The sequence below is a fragment of the Blautia stercoris genome, from assembly GCF_054657695.1.
In genome coordinates, this window is sequence record NZ_BAAHYF010000001.1 from 22,894 (window position 1) to 41,472 (window position 18,579).

General features: G+C 34.2%; 24 protein-coding genes and 1 pseudogene. 20 read left to right on the top strand and 5 right to left on the bottom strand.

Going from position 1 to position 18,579, the window contains the following annotated elements:
- Nucleotides 1–4: 4 nt before the first annotated feature.
- From ACYQ2D_RS00160 to istB, 6 genes and pseudogenes are all read left to right on the top strand, one after another.
- The gene (locus tag ACYQ2D_RS00160) at nucleotides 5–1,372 is read left to right on the top strand and encodes a methyltransferase (protein WP_117844176.1); all 1,368 of its coding nucleotides are present in this window, start codon (nucleotides 5–7) and stop codon (nucleotides 1,370–1,372) included.
- A gap of 60 nt (nucleotides 1,373–1,432) precedes the next feature.
- Nucleotides 1,433–1,609, top strand: a complete 177-nt coding sequence (locus ACYQ2D_RS00165) for a hypothetical protein (protein WP_178105380.1) — start codon at nucleotides 1,433–1,435, stop codon at nucleotides 1,607–1,609.
- Nucleotides 1,610–1,711: 102 nt separating this feature from the next.
- The gene (locus ACYQ2D_RS00170) at nucleotides 1,712–3,328 is read left to right on the top strand and encodes an ATP-binding cassette domain-containing protein (RefSeq protein WP_117844175.1); all 1,617 of its coding nucleotides are present in this window, start codon (nucleotides 1,712–1,714) and stop codon (nucleotides 3,326–3,328) included.
- A 550-nt stretch (nucleotides 3,329–3,878) separates the two neighbouring features.
- Nucleotides 3,879–4,133 (top strand): transposase, encoded by a 255-nt coding sequence (locus tag ACYQ2D_RS00175; RefSeq protein ID WP_243009848.1) that lies wholly within the window; start codon nucleotides 3,879–3,881, stop codon nucleotides 4,131–4,133.
- A pseudogene (locus tag ACYQ2D_RS00180) lies at nucleotides 4,067–4,414 on the top strand (IS21 family transposase); the annotation flags it as partial. The gene ACYQ2D_RS00175 and the pseudogene ACYQ2D_RS00180, both read left to right, overlap by 67 nt.
- 6 nt (nucleotides 4,415–4,420) lie before the next feature.
- Nucleotides 4,421–5,197: an IS21-like element helper ATPase IstB gene (gene istB / locus ACYQ2D_RS00185; RefSeq protein ID WP_117844174.1), complete on the top strand. Its 777-nt coding sequence runs from the start codon at nucleotides 4,421–4,423 to the stop codon at nucleotides 5,195–5,197.
- A 571-nt stretch (nucleotides 5,198–5,768) separates the two neighbouring features.
- Here istB and ACYQ2D_RS00190 read toward each other — a convergent pair.
- From ACYQ2D_RS00190 to ACYQ2D_RS00210, 5 genes are all read right to left on the bottom strand, one after another.
- Nucleotides 5,769–6,344, bottom strand: coding sequence for an accessory gene regulator B family protein (locus tag ACYQ2D_RS00190; RefSeq protein ID WP_055172418.1), 576 nt, complete (start codon nucleotides 6,342–6,344; stop codon nucleotides 5,769–5,771).
- A gap of 2 nt (nucleotides 6,345–6,346) precedes the next feature.
- The gene (locus ACYQ2D_RS00195) at nucleotides 6,347–6,520 is read right to left on the bottom strand and encodes a cyclic lactone autoinducer peptide (protein WP_081021323.1); all 174 of its coding nucleotides are present in this window, start codon (nucleotides 6,518–6,520) and stop codon (nucleotides 6,347–6,349) included.
- Between the two features lie 203 nt (nucleotides 6,521–6,723).
- The gene (locus ACYQ2D_RS00200) at nucleotides 6,724–7,731 is read right to left on the bottom strand and encodes a sensor histidine kinase (RefSeq protein WP_459784317.1); all 1,008 of its coding nucleotides are present in this window, start codon (nucleotides 7,729–7,731) and stop codon (nucleotides 6,724–6,726) included.
- 275 nt (nucleotides 7,732–8,006) lie between these two features.
- On the bottom strand, nucleotides 8,007–8,738 hold the full coding sequence (locus ACYQ2D_RS00205) for a LytR/AlgR family response regulator transcription factor (RefSeq protein WP_459784319.1): 732 nt from the start codon (nucleotides 8,736–8,738) through the stop codon (nucleotides 8,007–8,009).
- A 2-nt stretch (nucleotides 8,739–8,740) separates the two neighbouring features.
- Nucleotides 8,741–8,971 (bottom strand): helix-turn-helix domain-containing protein, encoded by a 231-nt coding sequence (locus ACYQ2D_RS00210; RefSeq protein ID WP_117846394.1) that lies wholly within the window; start codon nucleotides 8,969–8,971, stop codon nucleotides 8,741–8,743.
- Nucleotides 8,972–9,190: 219 nt separating this feature from the next.
- On the opposite strand from ACYQ2D_RS00210, the gene metK reads away from it, so the two are divergent.
- From metK to ACYQ2D_RS00280, 14 genes are all read left to right on the top strand, one after another.
- Complete coding sequence (gene metK / locus ACYQ2D_RS00215) at nucleotides 9,191–10,366, top strand: methionine adenosyltransferase (protein WP_117846393.1); 1,176 nt, start codon at nucleotides 9,191–9,193, stop codon at nucleotides 10,364–10,366.
- Between the two features lie 26 nt (nucleotides 10,367–10,392).
- The gene (locus ACYQ2D_RS00220; protein WP_092073624.1) at nucleotides 10,393–11,103 is read left to right on the top strand and encodes a LytR/AlgR family response regulator transcription factor; all 711 of its coding nucleotides are present in this window, start codon (nucleotides 10,393–10,395) and stop codon (nucleotides 11,101–11,103) included.
- A 275-nt stretch (nucleotides 11,104–11,378) separates the two neighbouring features.
- A complete protein-coding gene (locus ACYQ2D_RS00225) occupies nucleotides 11,379–12,380 on the top strand; it encodes an ATP-binding protein (RefSeq protein ID WP_178832391.1) in 1,002 nt (333 codons plus the stop codon).
- A 59-nt stretch (nucleotides 12,381–12,439) separates the two neighbouring features.
- Nucleotides 12,440–12,769: a winged helix-turn-helix domain-containing protein gene (locus tag ACYQ2D_RS00230; RefSeq protein WP_117843866.1), complete on the top strand. Its 330-nt coding sequence runs from the start codon at nucleotides 12,440–12,442 to the stop codon at nucleotides 12,767–12,769.
- A 187-nt stretch (nucleotides 12,770–12,956) separates the two neighbouring features.
- Nucleotides 12,957–13,259, top strand: coding sequence for a hypothetical protein (locus ACYQ2D_RS00235; protein ID WP_117843865.1), 303 nt, complete (start codon nucleotides 12,957–12,959; stop codon nucleotides 13,257–13,259).
- A complete protein-coding gene (locus ACYQ2D_RS00240; RefSeq protein WP_117843864.1) occupies nucleotides 13,228–13,566 on the top strand; it encodes a hypothetical protein in 339 nt (112 codons plus the stop codon). Before ACYQ2D_RS00235 ends, ACYQ2D_RS00240 begins: the two co-directional genes overlap by 32 nt.
- 315 nt (nucleotides 13,567–13,881) lie before the next feature.
- Complete coding sequence (locus ACYQ2D_RS00245) at nucleotides 13,882–14,061, top strand: hypothetical protein (protein WP_055056077.1); 180 nt, start codon at nucleotides 13,882–13,884, stop codon at nucleotides 14,059–14,061.
- A gap of 5 nt (nucleotides 14,062–14,066) precedes the next feature.
- On the top strand, nucleotides 14,067–14,648 hold the full coding sequence (locus ACYQ2D_RS00250) for a hypothetical protein (RefSeq protein WP_055056076.1): 582 nt from the start codon (nucleotides 14,067–14,069) through the stop codon (nucleotides 14,646–14,648).
- 230 nt (nucleotides 14,649–14,878) lie between these two features.
- Nucleotides 14,879–15,007 carry a hypothetical protein gene (locus tag ACYQ2D_RS00255; RefSeq protein ID WP_270844440.1) on the top strand — a complete coding sequence of 43 codons (129 nt, stop codon included), beginning with the start codon at nucleotides 14,879–14,881 and terminating at the stop codon, nucleotides 15,005–15,007.
- Nucleotides 15,008–15,065: 58 nt separating this feature from the next.
- Nucleotides 15,066–15,203 carry a hypothetical protein gene (locus ACYQ2D_RS00260; protein WP_155512665.1) on the top strand — a complete coding sequence of 46 codons (138 nt, stop codon included), beginning with the start codon at nucleotides 15,066–15,068 and terminating at the stop codon, nucleotides 15,201–15,203.
- 97 nt (nucleotides 15,204–15,300) lie between these two features.
- Nucleotides 15,301–15,957: a P-loop NTPase family protein gene (locus ACYQ2D_RS00265; RefSeq protein WP_055056073.1), complete on the top strand. Its 657-nt coding sequence runs from the start codon at nucleotides 15,301–15,303 to the stop codon at nucleotides 15,955–15,957.
- A gap of 14 nt (nucleotides 15,958–15,971) precedes the next feature.
- Nucleotides 15,972–16,337, top strand: a complete 366-nt coding sequence (locus ACYQ2D_RS00270; RefSeq protein WP_128865981.1) for a hypothetical protein — start codon at nucleotides 15,972–15,974, stop codon at nucleotides 16,335–16,337.
- Between the two features lie 96 nt (nucleotides 16,338–16,433).
- Nucleotides 16,434–16,763: a winged helix-turn-helix domain-containing protein gene (locus ACYQ2D_RS00275; protein WP_055056071.1), complete on the top strand. Its 330-nt coding sequence runs from the start codon at nucleotides 16,434–16,436 to the stop codon at nucleotides 16,761–16,763.
- A 160-nt stretch (nucleotides 16,764–16,923) separates the two neighbouring features.
- Nucleotides 16,924–18,201: an IS110 family RNA-guided transposase gene (locus ACYQ2D_RS00280; RefSeq protein WP_459784320.1), complete on the top strand. Its 1,278-nt coding sequence runs from the start codon at nucleotides 16,924–16,926 to the stop codon at nucleotides 18,199–18,201.
- Nucleotides 18,202–18,579: the final 378 nt, after the last annotated feature.

Below are 18,579 nucleotides of genomic sequence, written 5' to 3' on the forward strand. Positions count from 1 at the left end.
AAAAATGTTAAATTCGAATATCAGTAATGAAAGCGCTCAAGGATTTGGAGAATGGTTAAGAGAAAGTAATTATGCTTTCATTTACAAAACTATGGCTGGAATATTCAATACGGTAGAGCCATGGATTGATGAAAAAATTATAAATGAAATGCTGAAAGATGTAACAGAAATTGATAGGCATATAACAGAGTTTTTCTTATTGGGATATGCAAAAGATAAAAAACTGTTGAAAAAAATATTAGGAGATAGGAACCTGGAATTTTTATGTGAAACAGGATTTGCATCAGACGTGGAGGGGCTAATTGAACCTCAAGGATTTGTAATTTTACCCGTTGATGATTTGTTTTTGATCGTAAGTTTACCTAGCTGCTATAGTAATGCCAAAAAACGAATGTCGGATATTTATATAGGATCGGATTCTACAAAATTAATGAAATATATCAAGAGAGATTCTTATGATAGTGTTTTGGATTTATGTGCAGGTTCTGGAGTTCAAGGATTAAACATTATAGAAAACGCTGAAAAAGTGGTTGAAGTAGAGTTGAATGATGTGGCATATAATGCTGCCATATTAAATGGAAAAATCAATGGAATATCTCCAAAGAAATACGAAGTGAGGAAAAGTAATCTGTATCAAATGGTACCTGAACAATTTGACTGTATTATTAGCAATCCACCATTTGTTCCAGTTCCAGAAAATATTGTTTTTCCATTGTGTGGAGATGGAGGCGAGGACGGACTCGATTTGGTAAGAAAGATTATTAGCGGCTATACACAACATTTAAAACCTTTTGGAAAAGCATATATGGTTTTGGAATGTATAGGAGATGAAGAAGGTCCTTATGTAGTAAAATGCATGAAGGAAATTTTGAAAAGTGGAAGTATCAATGTATCATTAATCAATAGACAGCAGATAGAATTTCAGGCAGACGCATCTGCCAAAATTGCAATTGAGATATATAAAGATCCAGAAAATTATAACAATTACTATAATGCATGGATGGATATGTTCAATAGAACAGGAGCTACTTATATTTATCCTGTTGTTGTGGAATATATCAATAATGGAAAACCTTTAGAAATAAATATTATCAGAAATTATAATAAATGGGCTTTAGATTCTAAATTTGAATTAGCACCAGATGTGGCAATAGTAAAAAAAGAAAAGGATTTTTATGAAGTTACAGTTAATGGAGTAGGTAGAGCTGCGTTTGATGAGGAAGTTAAACACTTAATAGAAGATATGCCAGGGAAAAAATTACGAGAATATCTGGATACGGAGGATAATCCCAGAATTAATATTTCGAAGATTAAGAGTTTGTTGAATACAGTGAACGGTTTAGAGGCCAAAGGGATTATCATTCCTAAGTAAAATTTGATATATTGTATATTTATTACGATATATAAAATAATGGGAAAGGAGGAATATATTATGGAGTTATTAACTAATGGTTATGATAGCCCTGAAATCGTATCTGATGATGGAAGCATTCAGCCAAGAGCATTAGTTTTAGTAAACGTTAATGTCTTGGTAAATGCAAACGCAAACGCAAATGCGAATGCAAATGCGAATGCAAATGCAAATGCGAATGTAAATGCAAATGTGTAAATGTAAGGGACTAAAGTAATGAAAAGAGCTGCATGGTACATAGAGGTAAACTGTATGTCATTATGTAGCTCTTTTTAAATAGAAAGTTTTGATGGGTAAAGCATGAAAAAAATATTTATGAGTATATTTGGTAAAAGTAAGAATAAATTTATAATTCTTACTGTAATTAGTCTATTGCTTGCAGCTATTGGGATTGTATTACCATATTTAAATGGTGAATTTATAGATTATTTGGCTACAGGAGTGGGATATAGTTTTATATTAAGAATGTGTATTTTCATTTTGTTATTGGGATTGATAAATGTTACTCTATATTATGTGAAGCAAATTTTGAATGCAAAAATTAAATTGGAATCCTCCTATTTATTAAAACTAGAAATTCTTAAACATCTTAGAGATATTCCAATATTGTCATATAAGAAATTCACCCCGTCTTATTTGAATCAGAGAACCGAACAAGATATAGGAGATATTGTTTCCTTTATTATATCAAATTATCCGGCAATTATATTGAATGCTATTCAGATTATAGGATTATTTATTATAATTAGTAGAGTTAGTAAAGGGGTTGTTATACTGATGCTGATTTTTCTTCCGGTGTATTATGTTATGTACGTATTTCTTAGAAAACCATTATACACGAAAAGTTATGCATCAAAAGAGGCACATAATTTATATTTTAATACATTGAATGATCAATTAGCTTTCATGGAGGAAATAAAAACTAATGCAAACTATGAATACAATAATTTATATATTGATAAATACTATAGAAAATACTATAGAAATTATTTAGAGTTTGTAAAAATAAGTGGAAAGTCAATTTCAATAGAAGGAATTATATCAGCCTTATTTCAAGTGGCTACATTTTTATATGGTGGTTGGCAAGTTTTAAATCATAACATGTCCGTAGGACAATTGACTGTTATGTGTACATATTTTTCTATGATGCTTCAATTGATAAAATATTATTTTGAACTTGGAAATTCATTTCAAAATGTAAAAACATCACTACACAGACTAGAAGCTATTTTTCATATTGAAGTAGAAAAAGAAGGAAATATTCTGTTGGAAAAAATAGAGAATATTTCAGCATCAATTACATTTGGATATGATTCAAATAACTTTATTCTAAAGGAGTTACCATTAGAGTTGTGTAGAGGAAAAATCTATTGCGTAGTGGGAAAGAATGGAGAGGGAAAATCAACACTTACCAAAATATTAATTGGGATTCTACATGCAAAATCAATATTAGTCAATGGAATTAATATTGATTGTTTAAATATGGAGGAACTGAGAAAAAATAGTATTCTTTATATTTCTCAAGCATTAAACTATCCAAATAGGACTATAAAAGAAATATATCAGGAGTACAATTCTAATATTCGGTTGGAAGATGTTATTAGAAAGATTAAGGAACATGATCTGAATGAGGAACAATTAATACCTTTATATCAAGAAAACTGGAATAAGAATATAAATACTTTATCAGGAGGAGAAAAACAGATAGTCTCTATTCTAAAGTGTTTAGTAAAAGAAGCTGATATGATTATTTTTGATGAACCGACCTCTAATTTAGATATAAAAAGAATAAATGCTTTATTAAGATTAATTGAACGATTGAAAATGGAAAAGAAAATACTATTAATAGTGTCACATGATTCAGAAATAATACAAGCAAGCGATATTATTATTAGACTTGGAAACATTCAGCATTAACAGCAGAAGATAACAGAATAAAATAGTCAAGTGAAAATTTTAAAAGTTAAAATACGAATAAAAAAATGGTTCCAAACTATAAAGGAATGGAGCCATTTTTATTTTATTGCTATATTCCGTTATTATAGGTATTTGTTTGATCCCTAACTTTCTATGAGCCGGGCATAACAGGTTGCCATGAAAAGGGAAGCTGGATTTATATTTGGTAGTATTTCTTATATCCTATGTAATTGTCACCCACTTCTAGAGTACCGAACAGCATGAAATCTAAGACCGGAATATTTACACGCTGAGGACAATGGAAGCTGCCATTGTCTAGAACCTTATGGCATAGGATAAATTTATTATCTTCCCAGAGTAAAGCGTTAATCTGTAAATGTTTAGTTGAATAATCCGGGGTGAAATCCATCACCTGTCCGATGCTTGGAAATCATCATTACGTTTTGCAGGAAATCACGATTCCGTCAAAAAGGAAATCATTTTATTACTAAATCCTTATAATGAAGATATGCACCCTATGGTGTAAATTCATTACAAAGAGGTCACGATTATGACCAAATATCGAGAAATCATCCGTCTTACTGGATTGGGCGTCTCTCAACGTAACATCATGGCAAGTTGTGGTGTTGCTCAGAAAACTGTAGTCAAGGTTCAAAAACGTGCCAGAGAATTAAATCTTTCTTGGCCTCTTGATGAATCTATGACGGATACTGAACTTCAAAGACTTATGTTTGCTAAGACCACCAGAAATATCTGGAATGGAATGGTGACCGTTTTCGCAAATGGGCTGAGCGGATTGGCATAAATACGTACACTGTGGTCAATGCAATACTGACCTCCAAGCGTGTGGAACAACAGACTTATAGAAGCTGCATGGGACTTCTAAAGCTTACTGATAAATATTCAGAAGTTTTGCTTGAAGTCGCCTGTAAAAAGGCATTATCCTATACAGCTTCGCCCAGTTACAAGAGTATCAAAAACATCCTCGTAACGGGTTCTGTAAAAACGGAACTAGAATCATCTGGATCCAAGACCACACATAAAGCACACGGCATCACAAGGGGTGCCGACTACTATCGGAGGTAATCACATATGACAAATCAGAGTATAATAGATAAACTTATTGAAATGCGCCTAACCACAATGGCAGATGCATTCCGTAACCAGCTTAACGATTCTAAATTCAAGGAAGTTCCTTTTGAAGACCGCTTTGGAATGCTGGTAGACATCGAATACAGCAATCGCAAGAATAACCGCCAGAAGCGTCTTATCCACAATGCCGGATTCGACCAGCCGGAAGCAAGTATCATGGATATCAACTATACTTCCGGACGCAAGCTGAACAAGGAGCTGATAAACAGACTCGCCACCTGCGAATATATATCTGAACACCGGAATCTATTTATTACCGGTGCAACAGGCTGTGGTAAAACATACATGGCATGTGCCTTTGGTATGGAAGCCTGCAAGCAGTATTACAATACCAGGTATGTCCGTATGCCAGACTTACTCATGGATTTGGACATTGCACGAACTGAAGGGAACTACCGCAAAGTTATGGCAAAATATTCCAATCCAGTGCTTCTCATTCTGGATGAATGGATGCTTCTCAAACCAACTGATACAGAGCAGAAAGATATCTTCGAACTTCTTCATCGGAGACGCAAGAAATCATCAACCATCTTCTGCTCTCAGTATGTATTCGAAGAATGGCACGATCAGCTTGGAGGAGAAGCAAGTCCTCTGGCTGATGCAATCATTGACCGTATTGCCCATGACAGCTATCAGATCAACATCACAAGTATTGATGCTGAGCATGACAAGTCCATGCGGGAGGTGTATGGCCTAGATAAAACACTGCGCGAGTAAACTCGCATAGATGATTTCCACTTTCGGACATCTGATTTCCAAATTTCCGGAAGTGCGATTTCATCGCACAAGAATATTCAGTTTAGTTTTATGGTAATTACAAATTTATCTTTTTCATTCATAATGATAGCAAATAGTTTTTTACTCCATCATTTTGAGAGAAAGTAGATTTTTACTACAATTGGAGATTTCATTATAAATGGTAAATGTGCTCCAGGTCCATTCCTAGTTGAATGGCTAGAAATGATGATACCTTGCAGACAAGGGAAGCTCTTGCCGGTGTTGCATGGCATCATGAAAGAGCGCTAATAGATTTACATACATATATATAGATTATATATACGTAAAAGGCATAATGTATTGTTTGTTTTCAAGAGTTGTATTGAGAAACTGTATGATAACGGACGATTTTGTGTTTAGTAAAGGTAGAGTGATTATTACCTTTTGAATGTTATGTTTTTTAGAAAAGTTTATGGGGTAATGTATACGGTTTAAGATGTGTATAGTCTAGAAATAAAAAAAAGGATATAGTCTATTCCAAAACTGAAATATCTATATCCTATGTGATTTCTTATGAAAATGAAAAAAATTTTTTCATCTCGTTTAAAATAAGAAGAAACGCTACTAGAATTATTGAACACATTATTACTATTGCATAATTAATTTTATGTAATAACAACAATACAGCAATTATGAAAAATAGAATAATAAGAATATTTTTTTTGACTTTGCTGTAATATAGGATCTCTTGATTATCAAGAGTGCGATTATCACTATTGGATATTTTATTGAAAAAAATGTATATGCCACTTATTAATGTGATACATAAAAGAAATAGAGGAAATTTCAAAAAATAGTTTTGGGCTATAAGTAAAATAAGAATTATTATGTTAGAAATCATATAACAAGCTGTTTTACTTTTGCAATGCATACCACCGCTAAATGATCTCAGTGGAATAAAAGATAATAACATTATTATGGCAATATCTATTTTTTCAATGAGGCAAGCAAATAATAAGGTGGTCAATATATTTGCAATTATTATAAACCCATTTGTTAGTCCATAAGTATATATTTCGATATCCTCAGGTTCAATAATATGATAATCAATCATTTTTTCAGTCAAATACTTATTAATAGAGCACATGGTTAAAAATGGGATTTTTTTAATTTTTCGTGCCCTTCAGGTAGCGTATCTTCATACATTACATACCAACAACGCTGATTAGAAGCGATTGTTGTGATTAGCAGTGCAAAACTGGCTACTGAAGATAGTAATTTGACATTTGTATTTTTTTTGATAAGTTTGATTTTTTTTAACATATTTTGTAACCTTCCTTTTTTATTTTGGATGATTATAGCATAGGAATGGCAATTACCTATGAAACTGTAATAAAAGGTATGTTATATGTAATAAATGGCACTTAGGAGTAAAATAAGAGAGACTATCTAATCTAACAGGATATGGATATATCAAGAAGAAATTAAGAATGAATTAAATTAGAGGGAAAGGGAACAATAATATTCTATGAACGAGTGTTCTCAGTAGATAAAATACCATAAAGAACAGCACTTACTTCAAAGGAGTCACCTAGATCCAAAAATTCTATTGTACCATTATATTTTTCCACTACCCTTGTAACACTATGTATGCCAATTCCACTTTGCTTATAATGACGTTTGCTGCTCAATGCAATGTTTGCCTTTTTTATTTCTTTACTATTGCAGATTTTTAAAATCAAAGTATGTTCTTTATAAATGATATTCACAGCAATCCATCTTTTTGAAGCTTCTATTTTTTCACATGCCTCTATTGCATTATCCAGGAGGTTTCCTAATAATATCCCGGCAGCGCTATAGTCCAGATTCATTTGCTTGGGTACTAATACCGAGGCTTCTGTTGCGATATGCCTTTTCTGGGCATTACGAAGTTTATTATTCAAAATAGTGTTGACAATTATATTTGCAGTGTATATGGTTTTTTCTCCTTCGTCTAATTCACCAATGATCTTTTGAAATTCTTTTTTAAAATCTACATTTGCTTTCTCTATTGCATAAAGGGCAATCAGACGATTTTTTAAATCATGTTTTATTTCTTGTACCTTTTTATTTCCTGCTTCGATTTCACGATAATACTGTTCCTTCATCTTCACTTCTTGCAGAAGGAGTTCATTTTTATAATTATCAGCTATTACAATACTTAACTTGTGAAAAATAGCAAATGTCAGTATGTTTGTTAATAATACTAATAAAATAATTGCCAAGCATAGTACATTTCCGGTTAAATTATCATAGGTTCCAGTTAAATATATTGCCATACAACTAATAAATACGCTGGAAAGAGGTATTAAAAAAAGTAATAGGCTCATCTGTTTTGATAAATTTGGTAACTGAATTGCCCAACTATGGCATATAGCCCGAACCAGAAGATATCGAATAAATTCACAAATCAGCACGGAAATATAAAAAGATATTTCCATGCTGATTTGTGTTTCAAGTCGGAGTGTCAATAAAAATCCTATAGGCTCTGACACAAATCCCAAACCAATGTATAAAATCGGTAGAATTATATAATATAAACGAGAATACGAAAAAGATAAACTGTACAGGTATATCATACAGATACTACATAATAAATTGATAGTTGGATTTTTATACATGTTTACTATACTTGTAGTAATTGTACAAAAAAGAAATAGAAAAATCAGTTTATAGCGATCAACTTTTCGTTCTTGACTGAAACATTGCAAATATTTTTCTAATATCCCAAAATCTAAGCAATTCGTTAAGCATATAAAAAAGAAAGATTTCATAACTGCTCCTTTAGGAATTGTAAATGACGTAGTTTAATTTCCTGTCGATAGGCCCGTCCAACATGGAGAGTATTTCCATTTTTTAACAGAAGTTCATCACGTACCACCTGTACTATTTCGGAAAGATTCACAATACATGCCACTCGAATAGATGCAAACATACGCTTATCTAATTGTGACCATATCTCATCTAAATTTTTGTTACATTGATATATATCCCCTGTATTGGTGTGTATAAGGGCTTTTCTTCCAAGTTTTTCTATATATACAATGGATTGGCAAGGGATACTGTAGCTATTTTTACGATAGCTAAAGACAAAATTTACTTTAGCCATACATAAGAAATCACATGCTTTATGAAGCACTTTGCTGAAATTCTCAAAAGAAACCGGTTTTAAAATGAAATCAAAAGTCACAACTTCAAAAACATCATAAACATATTTAGAAAAACTTGTAAGAAAAACGATAAGGGAATGGGGAGAGTCTTGCCGTAATTTTTTAGCAAGTTCCAATCCTGACATCTCTCCCATTTCAATATCCAGGATATAAACATCAAAATCCAACTCCTGTTTTTTCTTATAAGAGTATAATTCCTCTGCGCTAAAAAATACTTCATAGTCAAATGAAATGTCTGATATCTTATCCAAATATTCTTCTAATTCTTCAATGATGGCAGGCTCATTGTCGCAAATAGCTAAATTTAGCATATAGTTCATACCTTTCTTCAAAATTAATCATCTTCACATATCAAAAAATAATCTGCTTGGAAAAATTCACTTACTGTTATGCCAAAGCCACTGCATATTTTACTAATAGTAGAAAGTGTAGGATTAGTTCCATGAAAAATATTTTTTAAGGTGGACTGTGGAATAGCAGCACGACATGCTAATGTATAATAAGTAATGCCTTGTTCTTTACACAAATCGGCAATTCTATTACAGACAGCTTGATTAGAAGTCATCGAACACCTCCTATATATAGTCCTAATTATAGATATAGTGTAACCGCTAATTTGAAAATATAGGTCTATATATAGCCTGCATCGAACAAAATGTGACAATTAATTTACAAGTTATAGCAGATATAAAAAATTAAGGAGTTTTTTATGTATTATAAGAAAAAAGCAATGTAGATTTTGGTACATAATGGCTGAAATACAAAATTAAAAAGGAGAAGAGATATGTTAAAGAAATTAATTACTTCAGAATCTGTCACCGAAGGACATCCAGATAAAATATGTGATCAAATTTCAGACGCTATTTTGGATGCTATTATGGAAAAAGACCCTTATGGTCGTGTTGCGTGTGAAACATGTATAACTACGGGCTTAGTGCTTGTCATGGGTGAAATTACAACAAATGCTAACATTGATGTTCCTAGTATTGTAAGAAATACGGTTCGCAAAATTGGGTATAATGATTCAAAATATGGCTTTGATGCAGATACCTGTGGAATTATTGTATGTTTAGATAAACAGTCAGAAGATATTGCTTTGGGAGTAAATGAAGCATTGGAAGCTAAAGTAAAAAAAGATAAAGCTGAAATTGGAGCTGGGGATCAGGGAATGATGTTTGGATATGCGACAAATGAAACCAAAGAGTATATGCCCCTTCCGATTGTGTTAGCACATAAATTATCAAAACAGTTATCAAATGTTAGAAAAAGTGGAAGATTGAAGTATTTGAGGCCAGATGGAAAAACGCAAGTGACTATTGAATATGATGGGAATATACCAAAAAGAATAGACACTATTGTATGTTCAGTGCAACATGATGAAAATATTAGCCAAGATAAAATTTATAAAGATATTCTTAAATATGTGATTGAAGATATAATACCAGAGGGATTGATGGATGATAATACAAATGTGTATGTTAATCCAACAGGACGTTTTGTGATTGGTGGTCCACATGGAGACAGTGGAGTTACAGGAAGAAAAATTATTGTAGATACGTATGGTGGATGTGCACATCATGGTGGTGGTGCCTTTTCAGGAAAAGACTGTACAAAAGTGGACAGATCAGCAGCATATATGGCACGATATCTTGCTAAAAATATTGTTGCAGTGGGATTAGCAGAAAAATGTGAGGTACAATTATCCTACGCCATAGGAATCGCAAATCCAGTTTCTGTTAATGTTAATACATTTGGAACAGGTAAAAAAGATGATGAACTGCTTGCAGAATTTATTTATAATAATTTTGATCTTACACCATCAGGAATAATTGATATATTTAAACTCCGCCGGCCAATTTATGAACAGGTAGCATCTTATGGACATTTTGGGAGAACTGAATTAAATCTTCCATGGGAGCAATTAGATACAAAAAAATTTTTAGGCATTTTAGAAGTGTAAACTTGTTATGAGAGAAGATATATTATATGCTAAATTTAGCTATTTGCGACAATGAGCCTGCCATCATTGAAGAATTAGAAGAATATTTGGATAAGATATCAGACATTTCATTTGACTATGAAGTATTTTTTAGCGCAGAGGAATTATACTCTTATAAGAAAAAACAGGAGTTGGATTTTGATGTTTATATCCTGGATATTGAAATGGGAGAGATGTCAGGATTGGAACTTGCTAAAAAATTACGGCAAGACTCTCCCCATTCCCTTATCGTTTTTCTTACAAGTTTTTCTAAATATGTTTATGATGTTTTTGAAGTTGTGACTTTTGATTTCATTTTAAAACCGGTTTCTTTTGAGAATTTCAGCAAAGTGCTTCATAAAGCATGTGATTTCTTATGTATGGCTAAAGTAAATTTTGTCTTTAGCTATCGTAAAAATAGCTACAGTATCCCTTGCCAATCCATTGTATATATAGAAAAACTTGGAAGAAAAGCCCTTATACACACCAATACAGGGGATATATATCAATGTAACAAAAATTTAGATGAGATATGGTCACAATTAGATAAGCGTATGTTTGCATCTATTCGAGTGGCATGTATTGTGAATCTTTCCGAAATAGTACAGGTGGTACGTGATGAACTTCTGTTAAAAAATGGAAATACTCTCCATGTTGGACGGGCCTATCGACAGGAAATTAAACTACGTCATTTACAATTCCTAAAGGAGCAGTTATGAAATCTTTCTTTTTTATATGCTTAACGAATTGCTTAGATTTTGGGATATTAGAAAAATATTTGCAATGTTTCAGTCAAGAACGAAAAGTTGATCGCTATAAACTGATTTTTCTATTTCTTTTTTGTACAATTACTACAAGTATAGTAAACATGTATAAAAATCCAACTATCAATTTATTATGTAGTATCTGTATGATATACCTGTACAGTTTATCTTTTTCGTATTCTCGTTTATATTATATAATTCTACCGATTTTATACATTGGTTTGGGATTTGTGTCAGAGCCTATAGGATTTTTATTGACACTCCGACTTGAAACACAAATCAGCATGGAAATATCTTTTTATATTTCCGTGCTGATTTGTGAATTTATTCGATATCTTCTGGTTCGGGCTATATGCCATAGTTGGGCAATTCAGTTACCAAATTTATCAAAACAGATGAGCCTATTACTTTTTTTAATACCTCTTTCCAGCGTATTTATTAGTTGTATGGCAATATATTTAACTGGAACCTATGATAATTTAACCGGAAATGTACTATGCTTGGCAATTATTTTATTAGTATTATTAACAAACATACTGACATTTGCTATTTTTCACAAGTTAAGTATTGTAATAGCTGATAATTATAAAAATGAACTCCTTCTGCAAGAAGTGAAGATGAAGGAACAGTATTATCGTGAAATCGAAGCAGGAAATAAAAAGGTACAAGAAATAAAACATGATTTAAAAAATCGTCTGATTGCCCTTTATGCAATAGAGAAAGCAAATGTAGATTTTAAAAAAGAATTTCAAAAGATCATTGGTGAATTAGACGAAGGAGAAAAAACCATATACACTGCAAATATAATTGTCAACACTATTTTGAATAATAAACTTCGTAATGCCCAGAAAAGGCATATCGCAACAGAAGCCTCGGTATTAGTACCCAAGCAAATGAATCTGGACTATAGCGCTGCCGGGATATTATTAGGAAACCTCCTGGATAATGCAATAGAGGCATGTGAAAAAATAGAAGCTTCAAAAAGATGGATTGCTGTGAATATCATTTATAAAGAACATACTTTGATTTTAAAAATCTGCAATAGTAAAGAAATAAAAAAGGCAAACATTGCATTGAGCAGCAAACGTCATTATAAGCAAAGTGGAATTGGCATACATAGTGTTACAAGGGTAGTGGAAAAATATAATGGTACAATAGAATTTTTGGATCTAGGTGACTCCTTTGAAGTAAGTGCTGTTCTTTATGGTATTTTAAGTGAAGTTGAATTATAACCGTTTTAAATGAATATATCAACTTAGTAATATGAAGACATAAATAGGAGAATTTATAGATGCAAAATATTTTTCCAGAACATAAATCTGAAATTGTATTAGGAAATGGTAAATTTCAACTTGATCCCATGTCATATACTGTTATTTATGAAGAAAAAGAAATCAGCTTAGCTCCCAGGGAATTTGAAGTTCTGTATCTTTTAGCACAAAGACCAAATTGGGTTATTCCAAAGAAGAATATCTATTGTTCGGTCTGGGGGAGTAATTATTATGATGATCAGATTCCGTACAAAACAGTGGAACACGTAGTATGGAAGATACGAAAAAAGATGGGGCATGATATTATAGAAACATTGATTAATGTAGGGTATAGACTAAAAAAGATGTAAAGGCAGGATAGTGTGAGTAAAAGTTTTTATATTCTGATTGAATTTTTGGAAGATACGCCATATAATATTGGCAACTACTAAGAAGGCGCGCACATACGTCATTTGACTAAATATCATGTTGTAACCAGAAATTAATATAAACCCTTACAGAACTTTTGTGGATAATCCAAAGAAAAGGAGGCTGCCTATGAACGTATATGAAGAAATAGATCAGGAAACAATGATGCTGCTTTTAAATTCTTTGTGTAAACGGACAGTGGAAGGAAAACAGATATGGGAAAATATGGAGTATAATCCTATTTCCTTTTTACAAAAAGATATTTATGAAAAAGAAGGTACCTGTATATCACAAATGTTTGAAGCAACGACAGTATTCAATGGTATTGAATATGAATTAGAGCTTTCAGAGTCAATCGAACTTCCGTCTGGCAAGGGAGATATTTTTGGAACCATTTCTTATGAAACAGAAGACGGAAAAGAATACGTATGATTTCTCTTTATTTTTTGATGTAGAGAAATATGATGATGCGAATGCGGAAGAATTGCAGGGTATTTTTGGAAACTCAATCATTGTACAGTTTACAGATGCAATGGTGGGAGTATTTGAAAATTCAGATGCGGTAGCGGAGGGATTTGCTTATGCAAGATACTTTCATCAAACAGGAATTGATCCGGAATGGGAAACCAATCCTCTTGTGAAATTGGGTGAGAAACTGATGCAAGAGCACGCAATGTTGGATTTTCATAAAATAGTATTGGATACAGATTATAGAAAAAGTTTATGGAAACGACCATGAACCTTCTATAACAGGATACAAATTTTGGGGAAACCATTGATATTTCTTAGGATATCACATATAATATAGTTAAGCCAAAAGGTTTCGTGTAGCGGCACGTAAAAGCTGTACTGCGTCTAGGCAGGGTAAATATTGGGACTATTTTATACTCGAAAGAGTATTACGCCCACACTAGGGAGATACGGTGAGTCCGCACCGGGGACTGAATGATACCGGCGACATTTCAGACATTCGGAAGGGTGTCGCGGCTGACAGCCAGCATAAAACCGCTTTTTAGAACAAAGAGAATGATAAGAGAAGAGGAGGTGCTTTTATATGGCTACATCAAGTATTCTTACCAATGTTGTAATTGAAGATCCGAAAAAAGCAGAAGCATTTGTAGATGCACTTGAAAAGTCCAGTCAAGATCCAGTATGGAAACCTTCTGCACCGTCTATTCCAATATTAGATAGTGTAGAAGAATTACGCAGATTCCTGGGTAGGAAAAGGAACTAAGAGAGATGTATTATGCAGTTGTAAATATTTTAGATTATATAGAACTTATAGGAGAGGAGTCAGTGGTTGATGTCCTCTCCGGTTTTTCGTGTCCGAAGAATAAAGAAATAGAAAATTTTGTCCGGAATAATGCGGTAGAGTTCGCAAAACGGAAGATGTCCATTACTTATCTTTTGTTAGATGAGTATAGCAGGGTTTTGGCAATTTTTGCAATCACACATAAAGCAGTGCAAATCTGGGGAAAAAATCTTTCTTCTACGTTGCAAAAAAAGATACAGCGGTATGCACAAAAAAATGAGAAGACAGATGAATATGCTCTTTCTGCTTTTCTGATCGGTCAGTTTGGAAAAAATTATCAGCATAAAGACGCACCTGTTCCAGATGGCGGAAAGATGATGGAAGCGGTATTGACCATTCTTAAACATGTACAGCGTGAAATTGGCGGTGGCGTTGTGTACTTAGAGTGTGAGGAAAAGCCGGAGCTATTGAATTTCTATCAGAACGAGAAAAACAGATTCCGGAAATTCGGAGAACGTTTATCAGAAAAAGAAAATGTGAATTATATTCAGATGCTACGAATTTTATAAAAAAGAATAAGGATACATAAGGTGCAGGTGATTTCAAAATCTTGGGATCACCTGTTTTTGTATCAAGCACTAATATTCTCTAAAAGATGAAAACTCATATCAAATTATTTCTGACAGAACCAGAGTTTCACATGGTTTTCACTTCAATAGCACATCAATTTCAAAAGAAAATGTTATCTTTTAATCCATAGGAAGTTCCTATAAAACGCTTGTAGAAAGGAGGATGTGACATGTTTGAACCATTATCAATGTTAAACGGAACATCATTAGACGAGGCTATGTTGACAGACTTTGTCCCTGCGGTAAGTGCGGGAGGCGCAATTTTAAGTATTATTGTAATTGCGATTGTTCCTATGTAGTTTTGGACAGGGCGGTGGGCAGGTATCTGCCCATCGCTTTGTAGAAAAGGAGGTTATTATGAAGGAATTAGAAAAAGTAGTACAGGAAGAAATGTTTGAAATCGAAGTACAGTACTGTGATCCTGATGATTGTTTACAAGATTGTATGGAGAGTGGATACAATAACTGTACAGCAGTAGTAACTGGTTGGTGGTAAAACTTGCAAATGCAGGCAAAGGCAGTTTAGAAAAAGGCACTAGGTAAGAATAAAATTTTCTGTTATCTAGTGCCTTTTAATGTGAGGGAGAGAAACTATGTATCCACTTCTAGTTGAAAATATGACAGACGAGGAAGCCTATATACAAAATTTAAACATTGAGGTAAATTCCAAAGAAGTTTGCTTTTTTATGTGTGGGGAAAATTTTGGACGGATACTTTTTGAAATCTTTTGCGGATATAGAAAACCGAAAACAGATGAGATATTTGTATGTAATAAAGACTGGCTTGATTTGGACGAAAATAGTCGTTCTCTTTTAAACAGGCGCTTGTTTGGGATAGCGGCAGAAGAGTTTCCGCTGATTGAATTTATGACGATTGAAGAAAATATTTCTATGCCAAGTCTGTTAGACGGAGATAAAACCAATATAGAGGAATTGGTTAAGGCTTTTGACATAGGGTACTTATTACAAAAATATCCTTCGGATCTTAATCATAGAGAAGAAATGAGATGTATCTGTGCGCGTGCCTTTTCCGGAGGCAGGAAGGTTGTTGTGATATTCGATTTATTCAAAAGAATGCAAGAGCAGAGCAAGGCAGAACTTGCAATACTTACTTATCATGCAGCAAAAAGTTTGGGAATATCTGCTCTTTACATAAGTGAAGATTTAGACGAAAATTATGGCGCTTATGATTTTATATACAAATACCGACCGGAGAAAAAGGAATTTTCTATTATTGATTTTCGTGCATGAATGGAGCTGTAGAAATGGAACGTGATAGAGAATGTAGACTGCTGTTAAATGATTTGAACGATATTCTTTCTGAACAATGTTTGGAACAAAGAGTTAGGTGCAGGTATTTGAATGATCCGGTGCAAGAGTTGGCAGAGTGTATCAATCAACTGCTGGATATTTGTGAGAGGGCAGTAACAATGACACTGGATATAGAAAATGATTATCGTACTATGCGGGCGGAACTGCAGAGCAATATCCGAAATCCGCTAAGCTGCATAAAAACAAGTTGCTTTCTAATCAATTCACTTGCAGAAAAAAATATCCAGTCTGAAAAGCTCCAAGAGTATCTTCAAATTATAGAAAAAGCAGCGGAGGATATAGAGAGTGCATTAAAATAACTGATAATTGAAGAAGTGCTGGGCGAGGAGTTTTCGTCCAGTATTTCTTTCTGGAATGAGAAAAGTTGAATTTACAAATCAAGAGGAGACATACACATGAAGTATGTTTTTCCAGAATATAAAGAGAATGTAGTGTTGGGCAACGGGAAATTACAGTTAAATCCAATGTCCTATCAGGTTATCTACGAAGGAAAGGAGATAGACCTGACACCCAGGGAATTTGAAGTTTTATATCTACTGGCTTTAAAGCCAAACTGGGTAATGCCAAAGACAACTATTTATCATTCTGTATGGGGTATTCATTATCATGATGATCAGATACCATACAGAACAGTAGAATATGTGATATGGAAGATAAGAAAAAAGATGGGACATGATATTATCGAAACGTTGGTCAATGTGGGGTATCGGTTGAAAAAGTTATAGTTTTTGGGAGATATAATTGAGATGAAATAGTATGTTATTATTAATGGAGCATTCCTGTTAAGTAACAAATAACCGGTTTGCAAAAAATGAGTGCCACCTATAGAATAATGATTGTTAACTGGCCGGTTGACAAATCATCGTTCAAAGGAGACACCCACAAATGAATTATAAGCAGAATGAAAAAATCAATCAAGTAAAAGAATCAACTTTGGTAGTTGGAATTGATATCGGAAGTACGACACAGTATGCCAGAGCATTTGACTGGAGAGGCATTGAACTTGGGAAAGTCTTTACATTCAGCAACAGCAGAGAAGGTTTTGAAGCCTTTAAAGCATGGATGCAGCGTTTACAGGACAAGTACAGAAAGTCAGATGTTATCGTAGGTATCGAGCCGACAGGTCATTACTGGTTTGATCTTGGCGCTTATCTTGAGGATGAGGGCATCCTCCTGGTTATGGTTAACCCTTATGCGGTAAAGCAGACCAAGGAACTGGATGACAACAGCCAAAGCAAGAATGACAGGAAGGATCCGAAGGTGATCGCAAAGCTGGTTACCGAGGGCCGGTATTCTGCACCGTATACACCGGATGGTGTGTATGCTGATTTAAGAATTATGGTGACCAATCGTAAGAGACTCATCAGGGAGATGACCCAGATCAAAAACAGATTTGCCAGATGGTTCGCCATATATTTCCCCGAGTACACAGATGTGTTTGGGGACTATGAAGCACAGAGCAGTATGCTGCTTCTAAAGAAAGTTTGTACTCCGGAAGCAATCGTGGAACTGGGAGCCGAGAAAATCAATCAAATCTGGCGAGATGCAAAGCTTAGGGCTGTAGGAATGAAAAGGGCAACGACCCTGTGTGAGACAGCAAAACGCAGCATTGGCTTAAAGAAAGGCTCTTCGGCTGCCCAGTATGAAATGAAGCTATTGCTCGAGGATTACGAATACAAAAAGGCACAGCTTGACGCCGTTATAGAGGAGATAGAAAAGTTGTGCAGAAAGATACCCGAAAGCGAGCAGATGCTTGCCATCAAAGGTATAGGAGTGATCACGGTAGCCGGATTTCTGGCAGAAGTGGGTGATGTGAGGCGTTTCGAATCACCCAGACAAATACAAAAGCTGGTAGGACTCTCATTACGGGAGAACAGCTCTGGAAAGCACAAAGGACAGACGACCATAAGTAAAAGAGGGCGGAGTAAGCTGCGGGCAGTACTGTTCAATGCAGCGATTCCGCTGATAGCTACGAATCCAGAGTTTAAGTCATTGCATGAGTATTACACGACAAGAGCGAACAATCCGCTCAAGAAGAAACAATCCGTGATTGCAATCAGCTGTAAGCTGATACGAGTCTTTTATGCCATCCTTGCAAATGGAGTGACCTATGATGCGCAGAAGATGCTTTCTGACATTCACAGGCAGCCACAGGCAGCATAAGAAGATCAACTGTGAGATTCAGGAGACGTCCGCCGCAAGGTGCTGAAAGAAACAGAAGAATTTCATAGACATAAAGAGCCAAGTCAGATTTTTTACCATCAGAGCAGAGACTCAGCAATGGAGCATCATGACACCCCTTTATGGATAAGCAGAACGAAGGAATTAAGGACCCTGAAGTTATAGGAGATCCCGTATGATATGGGAGGTTAGTCTGCCGTAAGGAGTTGGGGAAGAGAGGCCGATCATAGCAGAATAAGACGACGTCTTGTTTTGTGTACCCTAAACATCCGTATATCCATGATTTATGGCCAAGGGGAATGACATAGACTTAGAAGTAATCTCTATGAAAAAATGAAAATGTGAGAAAAAGCGAGTTAA